Annotated in this window: 12 protein-coding genes; 7 read left to right on the top strand and 5 right to left on the bottom strand. The window is 71.0% G+C overall.

Annotated elements, in window-relative coordinates; genetic code table 11:
* Positions 1–13: 13 nt before the first annotated feature.
* Both ACWGIH_RS15815 and hmgA read right to left on the bottom strand, forming a co-directional pair.
* Positions 14–763, bottom strand: coding sequence for a GntR family transcriptional regulator (locus tag ACWGIH_RS15815; protein WP_453445105.1), 750 nt, complete (start codon positions 761–763; stop codon positions 14–16).
* Positions 764–832: 69 nt separating this feature from the next.
* Positions 833–2,179 (bottom strand): homogentisate 1,2-dioxygenase, encoded by a 1,347-nt coding sequence (gene hmgA, locus ACWGIH_RS15810; RefSeq protein ID WP_453445103.1) that lies wholly within the window; start codon positions 2,177–2,179, stop codon positions 833–835.
* A 101-nt stretch (positions 2,180–2,280) separates the two neighbouring features.
* Between hmgA and ACWGIH_RS15805 the strand changes: the two genes are divergently transcribed.
* The 4 genes from ACWGIH_RS15805 to ACWGIH_RS15790 all read left to right on the top strand — a co-directional run bounded on the left by ACWGIH_RS15805 (position 2,281) and on the right by ACWGIH_RS15790 (position 8,167).
* Entirely contained in the window at positions 2,281–2,913 is a 633-nt protein-coding gene (locus ACWGIH_RS15805; protein ID WP_453445101.1) for a TetR/AcrR family transcriptional regulator, read from the top strand.
* Positions 2,914–3,046: 133 nt separating this feature from the next.
* Positions 3,047–5,356, top strand: a complete 2,310-nt coding sequence (locus ACWGIH_RS15800; protein WP_453445100.1) for a molybdopterin-dependent oxidoreductase — start codon at positions 3,047–3,049, stop codon at positions 5,354–5,356.
* 121 nt (positions 5,357–5,477) lie between these two features.
* Positions 5,478–6,926 carry a CitMHS family transporter gene (locus tag ACWGIH_RS15795; RefSeq protein WP_453445099.1) on the top strand — a complete coding sequence of 483 codons (1,449 nt, stop codon included), beginning with the start codon at positions 5,478–5,480 and terminating at the stop codon, positions 6,924–6,926.
* Positions 6,926–8,167, top strand: a complete 1,242-nt coding sequence (locus tag ACWGIH_RS15790) for an MFS transporter (protein WP_453445097.1) — start codon at positions 6,926–6,928, stop codon at positions 8,165–8,167. Before ACWGIH_RS15795 ends, ACWGIH_RS15790 begins: the two co-directional genes overlap by 1 nt.
* A 239-nt stretch (positions 8,168–8,406) precedes the next feature.
* On the opposite strand, the gene ACWGIH_RS15785 is transcribed toward ACWGIH_RS15790, so the two are convergent.
* Positions 8,407–9,399, bottom strand: coding sequence for a LacI family DNA-binding transcriptional regulator (locus ACWGIH_RS15785; RefSeq protein ID WP_453691652.1), 993 nt, complete (start codon positions 9,397–9,399; stop codon positions 8,407–8,409).
* A 247-nt stretch (positions 9,400–9,646) separates the two neighbouring features.
* Complete coding sequence (locus ACWGIH_RS15780; RefSeq protein WP_453445094.1) at positions 9,647–10,861, bottom strand: S8 family peptidase; 1,215 nt, start codon at positions 10,859–10,861, stop codon at positions 9,647–9,649.
* Between the two features lie 329 nt (positions 10,862–11,190).
* Between ACWGIH_RS15780 and ACWGIH_RS15775 the strand changes: the two genes are divergently transcribed.
* The 3 genes from ACWGIH_RS15775 to ACWGIH_RS15765 all read left to right on the top strand — a co-directional run bounded on the left by ACWGIH_RS15775 (position 11,191) and on the right by ACWGIH_RS15765 (position 15,316).
* Positions 11,191–12,579, top strand: coding sequence for an aldehyde dehydrogenase family protein (locus ACWGIH_RS15775; RefSeq protein WP_453445093.1), 1,389 nt, complete (start codon positions 11,191–11,193; stop codon positions 12,577–12,579).
* Between the two features lie 36 nt (positions 12,580–12,615).
* The gene (locus ACWGIH_RS15770; protein ID WP_453445091.1) at positions 12,616–13,698 is read left to right on the top strand and encodes a Zn-dependent alcohol dehydrogenase; all 1,083 of its coding nucleotides are present in this window, start codon (positions 12,616–12,618) and stop codon (positions 13,696–13,698) included.
* A gap of 253 nt (positions 13,699–13,951) precedes the next feature.
* Positions 13,952–15,316, top strand: coding sequence for an MFS transporter (locus ACWGIH_RS15765; RefSeq protein ID WP_453445090.1), 1,365 nt, complete (start codon positions 13,952–13,954; stop codon positions 15,314–15,316).
* Here ACWGIH_RS15765 and ACWGIH_RS15760 read toward each other — a convergent pair.
* Positions 15,282–16,325 carry an urea transporter gene (locus ACWGIH_RS15760; RefSeq protein WP_453445089.1) on the bottom strand — a complete coding sequence of 348 codons (1,044 nt, stop codon included), beginning with the start codon at positions 16,323–16,325 and terminating at the stop codon, positions 15,282–15,284. The two genes, ACWGIH_RS15765 and ACWGIH_RS15760, sit on opposite strands and share 35 nt — an antisense overlap.
* Between the last annotated feature and the right edge of the window lie 17 nt (positions 16,326–16,342).

The raw sequence follows: 16,342 nt of genomic DNA, 5'->3' as shown, positions 1-16,342 counted from the left end.
TACGTCGAGACCCTTACGTCGCGTCGAGGGTGACCGTGAAGGAGAAGCGGTCCCCGCGGTAGTGGATGCGCGCCACGTCCAGGGCACGGCCGTCCTCGTCGTACGTGATGCCCGTGTAGTGCAGGATCGGGCTGAGCAGCGGCACTTCGAGGAGGCGGGCCGTCTCCGGGTCGGCGAGCGTGGCCTCTACGGTGTCGGTGATGCGGCTGATGCGGACGCCCACGACGTCGCGGAGCACCTTCGTCATGGGCCAGCGCGCCAGGTCGTCGAGGTCGACGCGGTCCGCGAGTTCGGGACGTATGTAGTTGTGGGCGTGATTGGTCGGTTCGCCCGTCTTCTCGTCGCTGCGCAGCCGGTGGTAGGTCGCCACCTCGGTCAGGTCGGGGAAATGCTCGGCGAGTTCGCCGGAGACCGGTGCCGTGCCGTGCGCGAGCAGGTGCGTGCTCATGCCCGACTGCTGGGCCACGATCGCGTCGACCGAGCCGAGCAGCCGGACCGGTGAGCCGCGCTGGGCGCTGGGCTCGATGAACGTGCCGCGCCGCCGGTGCCGGGTGATCAGACCCTCGTCCTCCAGCTCCTTGAGCGCCTGGCGCATGGTCAGGACGCTCACGCCGTAGTGCCCCGCCAGCTGCTCCTCGGTGGGCAGCCGGAGCGGGGCATCGGGCGTACGGCCGAGTATCGAGGCGCGCAGGGACTGCGACACCTGATACCAGAGCGGCAGTTTACGATTCAGGACGATCGAGTCCGGGGCGAAAGCGGTCACGGTCTCTCCGAATCAGTCAATCAGTCCGCAGCGGCATCGAAACGGGATCAGTTGCCGATCGGGTGCCGATCAGTTTCGAAAATGGCGCTCCAGACCCTCCCACACATCGTCGTATCCGCGCTGCAGATGGGCGGCCTGAGCTGCCTGTTCGGTCGCCGTCACCGGCCACCGCGTCTCGAACATGAAGGCAAGCCCGTCGTCGATCTTCTGCGGCTTCAGCTCGGCGGCCGATGCCTTCTCGAAGGTGTCGCGGTCGGGACCGTGCGCCGACATCATGTTGTGCAGCGAGCCACCGCCGGGCACGAAACCCTCTGCTTTCGCGTCGTACGCGCCCTCGATCAGGCCCATGTACTCGCTCATCACGTTCCGGTGGAAGTACGGCGGCCGGAAGGTGTTCTCGCCGACCAGCCAGCGCGGCGCGAAGACCACGAAGTCGACACCCGCGAGGCCCGGGGTGTCCGACGGTGAGGTGAGCACCGTGAAGATCGACGGGTCCGGGTGGTCGTAGCTGATGGTGCCGATGACGTTGAAGCGGTGCAGGTCGTACACGTACGGGACGTGGTTGCCGTGCCAGGCGACGACGTCGAGCGGCGAGTGGTCGTAGGTCGCCTGCCACAGGTTGCCGCAGAACTTGTTCACCACCTCCACCGGCCGCTCGTCTTCCTCGTACGCGGCCACCGGCGCCCTGAAGTCCCGTGCGTTCGCGAGGCCGTTCGCGCCGATCGGGCCCAGGTCGGGGAGCTGGAAGGGTGCCCCGTAGTTCTCGCACACATAGCCGCGCGCGGTCCCGTCGAGGAGTTCCACGCGAAAGCGCACCCCGCGCGGGATGAGCGCCACCTCGCCCGGCTCGGCGCGCAGCAGCCCGAACTCGGTGCGAAGGAGGAGGCCGCCCTGCTCGGGTACGACGAGGAGTTCGCCGTCCGAGTCGCTGAACACCCGGCCCGTCATGGAGGAGTTGGCGTGGTAGAGGTGCACGGCCATGCCGGTGCGCTGTGTGGCGTCGCCATTGCCGCCCAGCGTCCACAGTCCCGCGACGAAGTCCGTGCCGGGGGCGGGCTCGGGGAGCGGGTTCCAGCGCAGGCGGTTGGGGTCGGGCGTCTCGGCGAAGGGTGCCGTCCGCAGGGCGCCGTTGTCGACGCGGGTGAACGTCGGGTGCGCGGCCGAGGGGCGGATGCGGTAGAGCCAGGAGCGGCGGTTGTGCGCGCGGGGCTCGGTGAAGGCGGTGCCGCTCAACTGCTCCGCGTACAGGCCGAGGGGGGCGCGCTGGGGCGAGTTCCGGCCGTGCGGCAGGGCGCCCGGCACCGCTTCGGAGCTGTGTTCGTTGCCGAAGCCGGAGAGGTACGTCAGTGCCTCGGCCGTCTTGCGCGGGTCGTTCCCGTCTCCACGGCTGGCGTCGCTGGTGTGTTCCCGGCTCATCATCGCTCCCTCGTCAACGATTCCTATGGGACACCGTAGGATTCGCCTTTTCCTTCCGCAAGGGGGTCCATGGATGTGAACAATGCTCTACTCTCCCGTGGATGTCCCACCGTGATCAGCCGAAGCCCCCGCCGCCGCCGAAGACCCTGCGCCGGGTGCCCGTGCAGGAGCGCAGCGCCGAGCGGCTGGCCCGCATCCTCGACGCCTGCGCCGAACTTCTGGACGAGGTCGGCTACGAGGACCTGAGCACCCGCGCCGTCGCCACCCGGGCAGGCGTTCCGATCGGTTCCGTCTACCGCTTCTTCGGCAACAAGCGCGCCATGGCCGACGCCCTGGCCCACCGCAACCTCGACGCCTACGGAGAGCGCGTGGCGGCGCGCATGGCCGGGGTGGAGCGCGGTGACTGGCGCGGCGCCGTCGACGCGGCCTTCGACGAGTACCTCGCCATGAAGCGCAGCGTCCCCGGCTTCGGCCTGGTCGACTTCGGCATCCCCTCCGCCCCCGGTGCGATGCCCGACGCCAACTCGGACGTCGCCGAGCGGGTGGCGGGACTGCTCGCCGACCACCTCGGCCGGCCGCTGGACGAGAAGCTGCGCCGCACGGTGCTCGTCGGCGTCGAGGCGGTGGACGCGGTCCTGCAACTCGCCTTCCGCGCGCACCCGTCGGGCGATCCCGACCTGATCGACGAGACGCGGACCCTGCTGCACTCCTATTTCGCGGGTTCGCTGGACTGAAGCGCGGGTTCGCCGGACCGAAGGCCGGGGTCGCGGTTTCGCGATCCGGTCCTTCGCGGGGCCTGACGGCATGCATACCGGTCGGTATGGTGAGAGCGCACGTGCGCCGTAGCCGCCGCCCTGGAGGGTCTCCATGCCCAGCACAGCCCTGCGTATCTGCCCCCTCTGCGAAGCCACCTGCGGGCTCACGCTCACCATCGAAGGGCCCCCTGACGGCACCGAGGCCGCGCGCGTGACCGGAGTGCGCGGGGACCGGGACGATGTGTTCAGCCACGGCTTCATCTGCCCCAAGGGCGCCTCCTTCGGAGAGGCCGACGCGGACCCCGACCGACTGAAGGGCCCTCTGGTACGCAGGGACGGCGTACTCCACGAGGCAAGCTGGGACGAGGCGTTCGACGCCGTCGCCGCCGGGCTGCGCCCCCTGATCGAGCGGTACGGGCCGCAGGCGGTCGGTGTGGTGCTCGGCAACCCGAACGTGCACACCATGGCCGGCGGCCTCTACCCGCCCGTGCTGCTCGGCTCGCTCGGCACCCGCAACATCTTCACCGCGAGCACCGTCGACCAGATGCCCAAGCACGTGTCCAGCGGGCTCCTCTTCGGCGACGCGTTCGCCATCCCCGTGCCCGACCTGGACCGCACCGACCATCTGCTCCTGCTCGGCGCCAACCCCCTGGAGTCCAACGGGAGCCTGTGCACCGCCCCCGACTTCCCGGGCAAGCTGAAGGCGCTGCGCGCGCGAGGCGGCACGCTCACCGTCGTCGACCCCCGCCGCACCCGTACCGCCAAGCTCGCCGACCGGTACCTCGCGATCCGGCCCGGCACGGACGCGCTGCTGCTCGCGGCCATGGTCCAGGTCCTCTTCGAGGAGAAACTCACCGACCTCGGGGCGCTCGAAGACCAGGTGGAGGGCGTCGATGAGGTGCGGGAGGCCGTGGGCCACCTCACCCCCGACGCCGTCTCCGCGGCCTGCGACGTGCCCGCCGACACCATCCGCACCCTCGCCCGCGACCTGGCCGCCGCGCCCACCGCCGCCGTCTACGCCCGCGTCGGCGCGAGCACCGTCGCCCACGGCACGCTCACGAACTGGCTGGTCGACGTGTTGAACGTGCTGACCGGCAACCTCGACCGCCCCGGCGGCGCCCTCTTCCCGCTCTCGGCCACCGACCGCGCGCCCCGCCCCGCGGGCCCCGGCAAGGGGTTCACCCTCGGCCGCTGGCACAGCAGGGTGAGCGGGCACCCCGAGGCCAAGGGCGAACTGCCGATCGCCGCGCTCGCCGAGGAGATCGACACCCCCGGCGACGACGCGATCCGCGCGGTCGTCGCCGTCGCCGCCAACCCCGTCCTCTCGGCGCCGGACGGCGACCGGCTCGACAAGGCCCTGGCCTCACTGGACTTCATGGTCAGCGTCGACCCGTATCTCAACGAGACCTCCCGCCACGCCCACGTGGTCCTGCCGCCGCCCCCGCCCTCCCAGAGCCCGCACTTCGACTTCGCCTTCAACGGGTTCGCCGTACGCAACCAGGTCCGCTACACCCGCGCCGCCCTGCCCCTGGCGGACGGCAGGATCCCCGAGACGGAGATCCTCGCGCGGCTCGTCCTGGCGGCTGGGGGCACCTCCCGGACGGAGTCTGGGGGAGGCATGCACGGCGCCGATCCGGCGGCCGTCGACACGATGGTGGTCGACAAGGTCCTCGGCAAGGCCGTCACCGACCCGCACTCCGCCGTCCACGGCCGTGACCCCGAGGAACTGGCCGCCCTCCTCACCGGCGAGAGCGGCCCCGAGCGGCGGCTCGACCTGATGCTGCGGCTCGGCCCCTACGGCGACGGATTCGGTGGCCGCGACGACCGCGCGGACGGCCTCACCCTGGAGCGGCTCCTCGCCCACCCGCACGGCATCGACCTCGGACCGCTGGAGTCCCGCCTCCCGCAGGTCCTCAGGACACGCAGTGGCCGGGTGGAGCTCCTCCCGGGACCCATCGCGGACGACCTGCCGCGCCTCACGAGCGCGCTGCGGCGCGCCCCGGACGAGCTCGTCCTGGTGGGCCGCCGCCATCTGCGCTCCAACAACAGCTGGATGCACAACGTCCGCACCCTCGTCGGCGGCTCCAACCGCTGCACCCTGCACGTCCACCCCGATGACGCGGCCCGCGTCGGCCTGCAGAACGGCGGCCACGCGCGCGTGGAGGCCGCCGGCGGCTCGCTCGACGTCCCCGTGGAGGTGACCGACACCGTGCGCCCCGGAGTGGTCAGCCTGCCGCACGGCTGGGGCCACGACCGCCCCGGCACCCGCCTGGCCGTCGCCGCCGAGAACCCCGGGGCCAATGTGAACCAGCTCCTGGACGGCACCCTCCTCGACCCGCTCTCCGGGACGTCCGTACTCAATGGCTTCCCGGTGTCGCTCACCGCCCTCACTGAGGAGGCAGCTCCGGCAGCAAGTCGTTGACCTGGAGTTTTGCGCTTATTGCTCACACGTCAACATCTTGTTAACGGATCGAGACGGGTCCTAACGTCATCCGGACCGCCAGACCTGGTGGGAGTTCGATGGTGAACGTTAGGTAGCCCCCATGCTGACAATCCTCGGATTCGTCATGATCGCCACCTTCCTGGTGCTGATCATGATGAAGAAGATGTCGCCGATCGCGGCACTGGTGCTGATCCCCGCGCTCTTCTGCGTGTTCGTAGGAAAGGGAGCCCATCTCGGGGACTACGTCCTCGAAGGCGTCGGGAATCTGGCGCCCACGGCGGCCATGCTCATGTTCGCCATCGTGTACTTCGGCGTCATGATCGACGTCGGCCTGTTCGACCCGATCGTCCGGGGCATCCTGCGCTTCTGCAAGGCCGACCCGGTGCGCATCGTGGTGGGCACCGCGCTGCTCGCCGCGATCGTCTCGCTCGACGGTGACGGCTCGACGACCTTCATGATCACGGTCTCGGCGATGTATCCGCTCTACAAACGGCTCAAGATGAGCCTCGTCGTCATGACGGGTGTGGCGGCCACCGCCAACGGCGTCATGAACACCCTGCCCTGGGGCGGTCCGACGGCCCGTGCCGCGACCGCCCTCAAGGTCGACGCCGCCGACATCTTCGTGCCGATGATCCCGGCGCTCGCCATGGGCCTCGTGGCCGTCTTCCTGCTCTCCTACGCACTGGGCCTCCGGGAGCGCAAGCGGCTCGGCATGCTCTCCCTGGACGAGGTCCTGGAGAAGGAGACGGCGAGCGAGACGGTCCTGGTGGGTGCCGGTGGCGGCACGGGCACCGGGCGTACGTCGCTCACGAAGAAGTCCACCGGGGGAGCGGGCTCGGGAACGGACGCGGACACAGATGCGGACGCCGCTTCCGGCGCTTCCGACGACGCCGACGAGGACGACGGCTTCCAGGGGCTCGACCCGAACCGCTCCACTCTGCGCCCGAAGCTCTACTGGTTCAACGCCGGTCTCACCGTGGTCCTGCTCACCGCCATGATCATGGAGTGGCTGCCGATCCCGGTGCTCTTCCTGCTCGGCGCCGCGCTCGCCCTGACGGTCAACTTCCCGCACATGCCCGACCAGAAGGCCCGTATCGGCGCCCACGCCGAGAACGTCCTCAACGTCACCGGCATGGTCTTCGCGGCCGCCGTCTTCACCGGCGTCCTCCAGGGCACCGGCATGGTCGACAGCATGGCCAAGTGGCTCGTCGACGCGATCCCGGAGGGCATGGGCCCGCAGATGGGCCTGGTCACCGGCCTCCTGTCGCTGCCGCTCACCTACTTCATGTCGAACGACGGCTTCTACTTCGGCGTCCTGCCGGTCCTCGCCGAGGCGGGCCAGGCGCACGGCGTGGGCACCCTGGAGATCGCCCGCGCCTCGATCGCGGGCCAGGCCCTGCACATGTCGAGCCCGCTGGTCCCCGCCGTGTACGTCCTCGTCGGCATGGCCAAGGTCGAGTTCGGCGACCACACCAAGTTCACCGTCAAATGGGCCGTGCTCACCTCGCTGGTGGTGCTCGGCTCCGGAATCCTCTTCGGCATCATCTGATGCCATCGACACCGGGCCGGGCCTGGTTGCTGCGCCTCGTCATCGCCTTCAGCTTCGCGCAGGGGGCGGTGTCGATGGCGCGTCCGGCCGTCTCCTACCGGGCGCTCTCGCTGGGTGCCGACGAGCGGGCGATCGGCGTCATCGCGGGTGTGTACGCCCTGCTCCCGCTCTTCGCCGCCGTGCCGCTCGGCCGCAGGACGGACCACGGGCGGTGCGCGCCGCTCCTTCCGGTCGGCGTCGTGCTGATCGCCTCAGGGTGCGCGCTCAGCGGTACGGCGGGGACGCTCGGCGCGCTCGCCGCCTGGAGCGGCGTGATGGGCCTCGGCCACCTCTGCTTCGTGATCGGCGCCCAGTCGATCGTCGCCCGGCAGTCCTCCCCCGACGAACAGGACCGCAACTTCGGGCACTTCACGATCGGCGCCTCGCTCGGCCAGCTGATCGGGCCGATCGCCGCGGGTTCCCTCATCGGCGGGGACATGGGCCGTACGAGCGCCCTCGCCCTGCTGGTGTCGGGCGCGGTCGCGGCGGTCTCGCTCACCTCGCTGTGGCGCATCGAGCACGCCCGCGCCGCCGGCGCCTCGTCGAAGCGGGGCGACAAGGTCCCGGTGTTCGGCATCCTGCGCACCCGCGGTGTCCCCGCGGGGATCTTCATCAGCCTCGCGGTGCTCTCCGCGACGGACATCCTCACCGCCTATCTGCCGGTGGTCGGCGAGCATCGGGGCATCGCGCCCGCGACGGTCGGGGTGCTGCTCTCGCTGCGGGCCGCCGCGACGATCGCCTGCCGGCTCGTGATGACACCGCTGATCAATCTGCTCGGGCGTACGGTGCTGATCGTGGTCACGTGTCTGCTGGCCGCCCTGCTGTGTGCGGGGGTCGCGCTGCCGGTGCCCGTGTGGGGGCTCGCGGTCATGCTGGTGTTGCTGGGATTCTGTCTCGGGGTCGGACAGCCGTTGTCGATGACGACCGTGGTGCAGGCCGCTCCTGAGGGAGCGCGGTCCACCGCGCTTGCCCTGCGGCTCACGGGCAACCGGCTCGGTCAGGTCGCCGCCCCCGCGGGGGCGGGCCTCATCGCCGGAGTCGCGGGCGTGGCCGCGCCGTTCGTGATGCTCGGAGGGCTGTTGCTGGTGGCTGCCGGGCTGGGGCTGAGGCGAAGCCCCGCGACGCCTTCCGCAGGCCCACCCCGTCCCGAAACCGAGAACCCCGCCCCCAGGCCCCCGCTCCTCAAACGCCGGAGGGGCTGAAAAGCCTGGCCCGCCGCCCTACTTCACCCGCATCTCGCACCGCAGCCGCTGCTGCCGCACGCGGAGAGGCCGGTGGCAGTGAGCGTCAGGGCCATGGTAGGCATCGCACCGCACCTTCCGGAAGAGTTCCGAAAGTTATTGGTCGATGCGCACGGAAGTCACGGGCGGCGAGCGACACCGTGTGTCAACGCCTGTGAAAGGAAAGGGAGTTCGCGGTCCTCGGCAGCGGCGGGCGGAGCTCAGACGTGGGTCGCGGTGCTCGCCCGCACCACCAGCTCCGTGGCCAGCTCGATGCGGGGCGACGCGGGCTCCTCGCCGAGCGCGAGCCGCAGAACCGTACGGGCCGCCAGTTTCCCCATGTCGGAAAGCGGCTGGCGCACGGTCGTCAGGGGCGGCGCCGACCAGCTGACCTCTGGCAGATCGTCGAAGCCCACCACGCTGAGGTCCTCGGGAACCCGCAGGCCGCGCCGTCGCAGGGCCTCGATCGCGCCGAGCGCCATCTGGTCGCTGGCGGCGAAGAGCGCGGTCGGCGGCTCGGCGAGGCCGAGGAGTTCGCCCGCCCCGGCGAACCCGGACGCGTGGTAGAAGTCGCCCGGCACGACCAGCGCGTCGTCGACCGGCACGCCCGCGCTCTCCAGCGCCGCCCGGTAGCCGTCGAGCCTGGCCCGGGAGCACAGGAGCCGCGGCGGCCCCGCGATGAAGCCGATCCTGCGGTGGCCGAGGGAGAGCAGATGCTCCGTCGCGGCCATCCCTCCGGCCCAGTTGGTGGCGCCCACCGTCGGTGCGTCCAGGGCGGGCGATCCCGCCGGGTCGATCACGACGAGCGGTACGCCGAGCCGCCGCAGTTCGTCGTGGAGCACCGGTTCCAGGACGGAGGTCACCAGGATCACGCCGTCCGATGCGCGGGCCCGCAGGTTCTTCATCCACTGGCGTGCCGAGCCCGAGGCCCCGTGGATCGCGGAGACGACCGTGCCCGCGCCGGCCGCGTGTGCCACTTCCTCCACCCCGCGGATGATCTCCACGGCCCAGGGGCTGTCGAGGTCGTTGAAGACCAGGTCGACGAGGGCGGCCCGGCTGCCGGGCGCGCTCGCCCGCCGTTCGTAGCCGTGCTCGCGGAGCAGGTCCTCGATGCGCGCGCGGGTGTCCTCCGAGACGTCGGACCGGCCGTTGACCACCCGTGACACCGTCGGCACCGAGACGCCGGCCTGCCTGGCTATCTCCGTGATGGTCACCTTGCTCCTCGACCGGCTCACTTCTCCACCTCCATTGACGAGTCCCGCCACGCCCTTACCGTTCCGGACGCTTGGTCGAAACTTTGCAGAAGCCTTCCGGAACACCGGAGTTGACGAGAAGCCTAGAGGAGAGGACCGGCGGCGCACCGCAAAGTTCCCCGGAGGCGCCGGCTGCCTCCGGGGAACGGGGTACTACACGTGCTGCGCGGTCACCACTCGCGTGAGTGCCGCCGAGCTTGCGCGGATGCTACTGAACGATCTTGAGCAGCCTGTTCGGCGAGCCGGTGCCCGGGCTCGTGACCTTGCCCGAGGTGGCTCCGTTCACCAGGGCGGACGCGACCTGCGCCGGAGTCGACGAGGTGTGGCCCGCCAGGTAGACCGCCGCCGCACCCGCGACATGCGGAGTGGCCATCGACGTACCGGAGATGGTGTTCGTGGCCGTGTCGCCGGTGTGCCAGCCCGCCTTGATCGAGACGCCCGGCGCGAAGATGTCGAGGACCGAGCCGTAGTTGGACCAGCTGGCCTTGGCGTCCGTGTTGCTGGTGGCGCCCACCGTGATGGCCGCGGGGACCCGCGCGGGGGACGACGAGGAGGCGTTGACGCCCTCGTTGCCCGCGGCGACCGCGTAGCTGACACCGTCGGCGATGGAGTTCTTCACCGCGTTGTCCAGCGAGGTGGACGCGCCGCCGCCGAGCGACATGTTGGCCACGGCGGGTGCGCCCGCCGCGTGGTTGCCCGTCACCCAGTCGATGCCCGCGATGACACCGGCGGTCGTGCCGGAGCCGTTGTTGTCGAGCACCCGGACGGCCACGATCTTGGCCTTCTTGGCGACACCGTACGTCTTGCCCGCGATGGTGGTGGCTACGTGCGTGCCGTGGCCGTTGCCGTCCTGGGCGGTGTTGTCGCCGTCGACCGCGTCATAGCCGTTCACCGCGCGGCCGCTGATCTCGGAGTGCGTGATGCGCACTCCGGTGTCGATCACGTACGCGGTGACGCCCGAGCCCGCGGTGTCCGGGTAGGTGTAGGTGCCGGAGAGCGGCAGGCTCGTCTGGTCGATGCGGTCCAGGCCCCAGGGGGCGTTGGTCTGGGTCGCGTCGGCCCGGACGGTGCGGTTCTGCTCCACCGAGGCGACCGCGGGGTCGGCGGCGAGGCGTCTCGCCTCCGCCGCGCTCAGCTCGACGGTGTATCCGTCCAGCGCGGACTTGAAGGTCTTCTTCACCGACCCGCCGTACTCGGATATCAGGCCCTTGCCCTGGGTCGAGGCGGCCTTGAAGCCCGAGTTCTTCTTCAGCGTGACGATGTAGCTGCCCTTGACGGCGTCGGCGGAACCGGCTCCGATCACGGTGCCCTCGGCGGGAGCGGCCTGGGCCGGAAGGGCGGTGACCGCACCGAACAGGGTGGCGGCGGTGGCGGTCGAGATCGCCGCGGCGATCACAGTCTTCTTGCTGCGCAGCATTGCCATTACGAGGGAGTCCTCCTCATTGGCGGCGCTCGCCCAGGGGTCGGGCGGCGCAACTGTGGGGGCGTGTGCGTGATCGCACACACAGCCGGGAGCGGTGCGTTCCGCTCCCGGCGCGCTCAGCAGAATGTCGGCTCTACAGGCGTAGATCAAGGGAGTTGGCACCCTGACATGTATCTGTCACATGCACGAAACGGAATGTCGGCGGACCGTCTGGGGGGTAGATGTCGTGGCGGGGTGAATGTCCCTGGCTCTGACGCCCTTCCGACGCCCCTGGTGTCAGAAAACTATCAGCGCTAGTTTGGGGTGCGGACGACTATCTGAGGAGTGCGATGAAGGCCCACGACGGCATGTACATCGGCGGCGCCTGGCGGCCCGCCGCCGGCACGGACACGATCACGGTCCTGAACCCGGCCGACGAGCAGCCGATCGGCCAGGTTCCGGCAGGCACGGCACAGGACATCGACGCGGCCGTGCGCGCCGCCCGCGAGGCCTTCCCCGCCTGGGCGGCGACCCCGCCCGCCGAGCGCGGCGCGCTCATCGGCGCGCTCCGCGACCAGCTGGTCGCCCGCAAGGACGAGATCGCCGAGACGGTGACGGCGGAGCTCGGCTCGCCGCTCCCCTTCTCGCAGATGGTGCACGCGGGGGTGCCGATCCTGGTCTCCGGTTCCTATGCCGAGCTCGCAGCGACGTACGCCTTCGAGGAGAAGATCGGCAACTCCACGGTCTACCTGGAGCCGGTCGGCGTGGTCGGCGCGATCACCCCCTGGAACTACCCCCTCCACCAGATCGTCAACAAGGTCGCCCCCGCGCTCGCCGCGGGCTGCACGGTGGTCCTGAAGCCCGCCGAGGACACTCCGCTCACCGCCCAGCTCTTCGCCGAGGCCGCGCACGAGGCGGGCATCCCCGCCGGTGTCTTCAACCTGGTCACCGGCCTTGGGCCGGTCGCGGGGCAGGCGCTCGCCGAGCACGAGGACGTCGACCTGGTCTCCTTCACCGGCTCGACGGCCGTCGGCAAGCAGATCGGCGCCACCGCGGGCGCCGCGGTCAAGCGCGTCGCCCTGGAGCTCGGCGGCAAGTCCGCCAACGTCATCCTGCCCAGCGCCGACCTGGGCAAGGCGGTCAACGTGGGCGTCGCCAACGTCATGTCCAACTCGGGCCAGACGTGCAGCGCCTGGACCCGCATGCTGGTGGACTCCGCGCGCTACGACGAGGCGGTGGAGCTCGCGTCGGCCGCCGCCGCCAAGTACGGCTCCCGCATCGGCCCCGTCGTCAACGCCAAGCAGCAGGCGCGCGTGCGGGGTTACATCGACAAGGGCGTCGAGGAAGGCGCCCGGGTGGTGGCCGGCGGCTCCGAGGCGCCGCGCGAGCAGGGTTACTTCGTCCAGCCGACGGTGTTCGCCGACGTCACCCCCGAGATGACCATCGCCCAGGAGGAGATCTTCGGCCCGGTCGTCTCGATCATCCGGTACGAGGACGAGGACGACGCCCTGCGGATCGCCAACGGCACCGTGTACGGGCTCGCGGGCGCGGTCTGGGCGGCCGACGACGCCGAGGCGGTCGCCTTCGCCCGCCGCATGGACACGGGGCAGGTCGACATCAACGGCGGCAGCTTCAACCCCCTCGCCCCGTTCGGCGGCTACAAGCAGTCGGGGGTGGGGCGCGAGCTCGGCCCGCACGGGCTCGCCGAGTACCTCCAGACGAAGTCCCTCCAGTTCTGATCCCTTCGCCACCCGCCTTTCAAGGAGTACGCCACCGTGGTCCGCGCCGCCGTTCTGCCCGCCGTCGGTTCTCCGCTGGAGATCACCGAGATCGACCTGCCCGAACCGGGGCCAGGCCAGGTGCGGGTGCGCCTCGCCGCCGCCGGGGTCTGCCACTCCGACCTGTCCCTGACCAACGGCACGATGCGGTTGCCCGTGCCCGCCGTGCTCGGGCACGAGGGCGCGGGGACGGTCGTATCCGTGGGTGAGGGTGTCACGTACATCGCCCCCGGTGACGATGTCGTCCTCAACTGGGCGCCTTCGTGCGGCAGTTGTCACCCCTGCTCGCTCGGTGAGGTGTGGCTGTGCGTGAACGCGCTGGCCGGTGCCGCCGATGTGTACGCCCACCGCACATCGGACGGTGCCGACCTCCACCCCGGCCTGAACGTCGCCGCGTTCGCCGAGGAGACGGTGGTGGCGGCCAACTGCGTGCTGCCCGCCCCGGACGGCGTCCCGCTGACGGACGCCGCCCTCCTCGGCTGCGCCGTGCTCACCGGCTACGGCGCCGTGCACCACTCCGCGAAGGTGCGCGAGGGCGAGACGGTGGCGGTCTTCGGGGTCGGGGGAGTGGGCCTCGCCACGCTCCAGGCCGCTCGGATCGCCGGAGCCTCGCGGATCATCGCGGTGGACGTATCCCCGGAGAAGGAGGAGCTGGCGCGGTCGGCCGGAGCGACGGAGTACGTCGTCGCCTCCGAGAAGACGGCCAAGGGCATCCGTGGGCTCACCGACGGCCAGGGCGTGGACGTGGCCGTGGAGTGCGTGGGCCGCGCGGTGACGATCCGTACGGCCTGGGAGTCCACGCGGCGCGGCGGGCGCACGACGGTGGTCGGCATCGGCGGCAAGGACCAGCAGGTCACCTTCAACGCCCTGGAGATCTTCCACTGGGGGCGGACGCTGTCGGGGTGCGTGTACGGCAATTCGAACCCCGCGGTGGACCTGCCGGTCCTGGCCGATCACATCCGGGCGGGCCGCTTCGACCTGAGTTCACTGGTGACCGACCGGATCGAACTGGACGGCATCCCGGCGGCCTTCGAGAACATGGTCGCGGGGAAGGGCGGGCGGGCGCTGGTGGTGTTCTAGGGGCGGGCCCCGCGGGGCTGCCGGACGGGCTGGGCGGTTTCAGCCCGTCCGGCGGTTGAGGACGAACTCGGCGAAGCCGGTGATCAACGGCGCCCAGGGCCCCCGCGCCAGAGCGGGTTTTCGGGAAGGGGCGGGGTTGGGGAAAAGAACCCCCTGATCAAACCGTTGACCACATACCCACTGGTCGGTACGGTCCCTGCCATCACACGCCCACCCCCCGTCCCGTCCCCGGACCCACCGGAGTGTGCACCGCATGGACCCCGCACCGTCCGCCCCCACGGCGGCCCCCCACCCCGCATCCGCTCGGCCCGCGAACCCGGCGGATCCCCACCGCCGCAAAGTGGCCACCGCCGCCGCCCTCGCCTCGGCCGTCGAGTGGTACGACTACTTCGTCTTCGGCATCGCCGCGGCCCTCGTCCTCGGCGACCTGTACTTCCCCTCCGGCAGTTCGTCCGCCGGAGTGCTCGCCGCGTTCGCCACGTTCGCGGTCGGCTTCCTGGCCCGCCCCGTCGGCGGCATCATCGCCGGTCACCTCGGCGACAAGCGCGGCCGCAAGCCCATGCTGGTCCTCGCCCTGACCCTGATGGGCCTCTCCACCACGGGCATCGGCCTGCTCCCCACGTACGACACCGTCGGCATCGCCGCGCCGATCCTCCTCGTCACCCTCCGCGTGTTCCAGGGCATCGCGGTCGGCGCGCAGTGGGGCGGCGCGATGCTGATGGCCACCGAGTACGCCCCCGAGGGCAAGCGCGGCCTCTACGGCAGCCTGGTCCAGCTCGGCGTGCCCATCGGCGTGGTGAGCGCCAACACGGTCTTCCTGATCGCCGGTGCCGTCACCAGCGAGAGCACCTTCGAGGCGTGGGGATGGAGGGTGCCCTTCATGGTCGGGCTCCTGGTCCTCGTGCTCGCCTGGTACATCCACACGCGCGTGGAGGAGACCCCGGAGTTCCGTGCGGCGGAGAAGGCCCTGGCGGAGCAGGAGAAGAGCCAGAAGGCCGCGGGCGGCGAAGGGGGCAACTCACCCCTGCGCACCATCCTGCGCCACCACCTCGGCACCGTCTTCCTGGCGGGCGGCTCCTTCGCGGTGAACACCGCGACCTTCTACATCATCATCACCGGCGTCCTCGACTACACCACCCGCGAACTCGACATGAAGCGCAGCGCGGTCCTCACCGTCTCGCTCTGCGTGAGCCTCACCCAACTCGTCCTGATCCCGGCGTCCGCCGCACTCTCCGACCGCATCGGACGGCTGCGGATCTACGCGCTGGGCGCCGCGGGGCTCGCGGTCTGGGCGGTGCCGATGTTCCTGCTCATCGACACCGGTTCGCTGCTGTGGCTGGCCGTCGGCACCTTCGTCACCAGCTGTTTCCTCAGCATCATGTACGGGCCGCAGGCCGCGCTGTTCGCGGAGCTGTTCACCGCCGAGATGCGCTACACGGGAGCCTCGCTCGGCTACCAGATCGCGGCCGTGTTCGGCGGCGGGCTCGCGCCCTTCGTGATGGTGCTGCTCCTGGAGGCGACGGGCACCTCGATGGCCGTCTCCGCGTACATCATCGGCCTCGCGGTGATCGCCCTGATCTCCATCAAGGTGCTTGCGGGGCGGGCGAGTTCCCGCTGAGGGCAGCGGACGTGACCGGCTGCGGCTCCGTCTCCTCCGACGGCGCCGCGGCCGGTCCGCCCAGGCGCGAGAAGGACTTCGCCGCCGCCAGGAACGCGAGCGTCGTCAGCACGAACGGCCAGGTGAACGCGTGCCCGCCGGACGGCGCGAGCAGCGCCGTCAGGGCCGAACCCGCGATGGTCGCCGTGGCGGCGCCGACGAGCGCGTACGCGAGCGTCATGCCCCGGACGGGCAGGAAGACGCCGCACAGCGCGAGCGCCACGAGCACCGCGTTGTATCCCATCGTGCCGTCCGCGATCCGCGCGGCCGGCGCCCCGAGCGCGACCGCGGTGCCGATGCCGGTCAGGCTGCCGAGGCAGGCCACGGCCCCCGCGCGACGGCTCGCGACGAAGAGCCCCAGGAGCACCACCGCGCCGACGTACCACTGCGGCATGAAGAAGATCTGGGCGAATCCCGCGAAGAACGCGTCGGCCAGATCGAGGGGGTGGAGCGCTGTCGGGCCGCTCGCCGCCTGCGTCAGCGCGGCCGGGTCGACCCTGTGGTGCCAGACCCGCTCGAAGCCGGGTGCGGCCATGGTCGTCACGCTCGCGAGCAGGCAGTACGGGAGCGTGAGCGAGGGCAGCCCCCAGACGGCCAGGACGTTGGAGGCCGCCGCCGTCACGACCGTGACCACCACGCAGCCCGCGAGGGCGAGCACGGCGGTGGACAGGTACCCGGCGCCGAGGAACACCGCGAAACACAGGGCGGTGAGGCAGGCGTTGAAGCCTTCGAGCCCGGTCGTCACGCGGTCCCGCGCCGCCCCGAGGAGCCGCGCCGTGGCCGTGCCGACGGCTGTGCCCGCAAGGCCGTAGAGCCCGTACTCCCAGCCCGCCGCGAACAGCGCCGCACAGAACACGGCGCCCGCCGCGGCGCTGGGCAGGAAGGTGACCTGCGCCTGGCCGCGCAGGACTTGGGCGGCGAAGACCGGCGCGCCAAAAGGCAGGCGACCGGCGTCCGTTGAGTGCCGCACGGCTCACTCCCGTGTTA

This window comes from Streptomyces sp. NPDC054872 (genome assembly GCF_053610705.1).
This window is presented reverse-complemented; position numbering and strand designations above follow the sequence as displayed.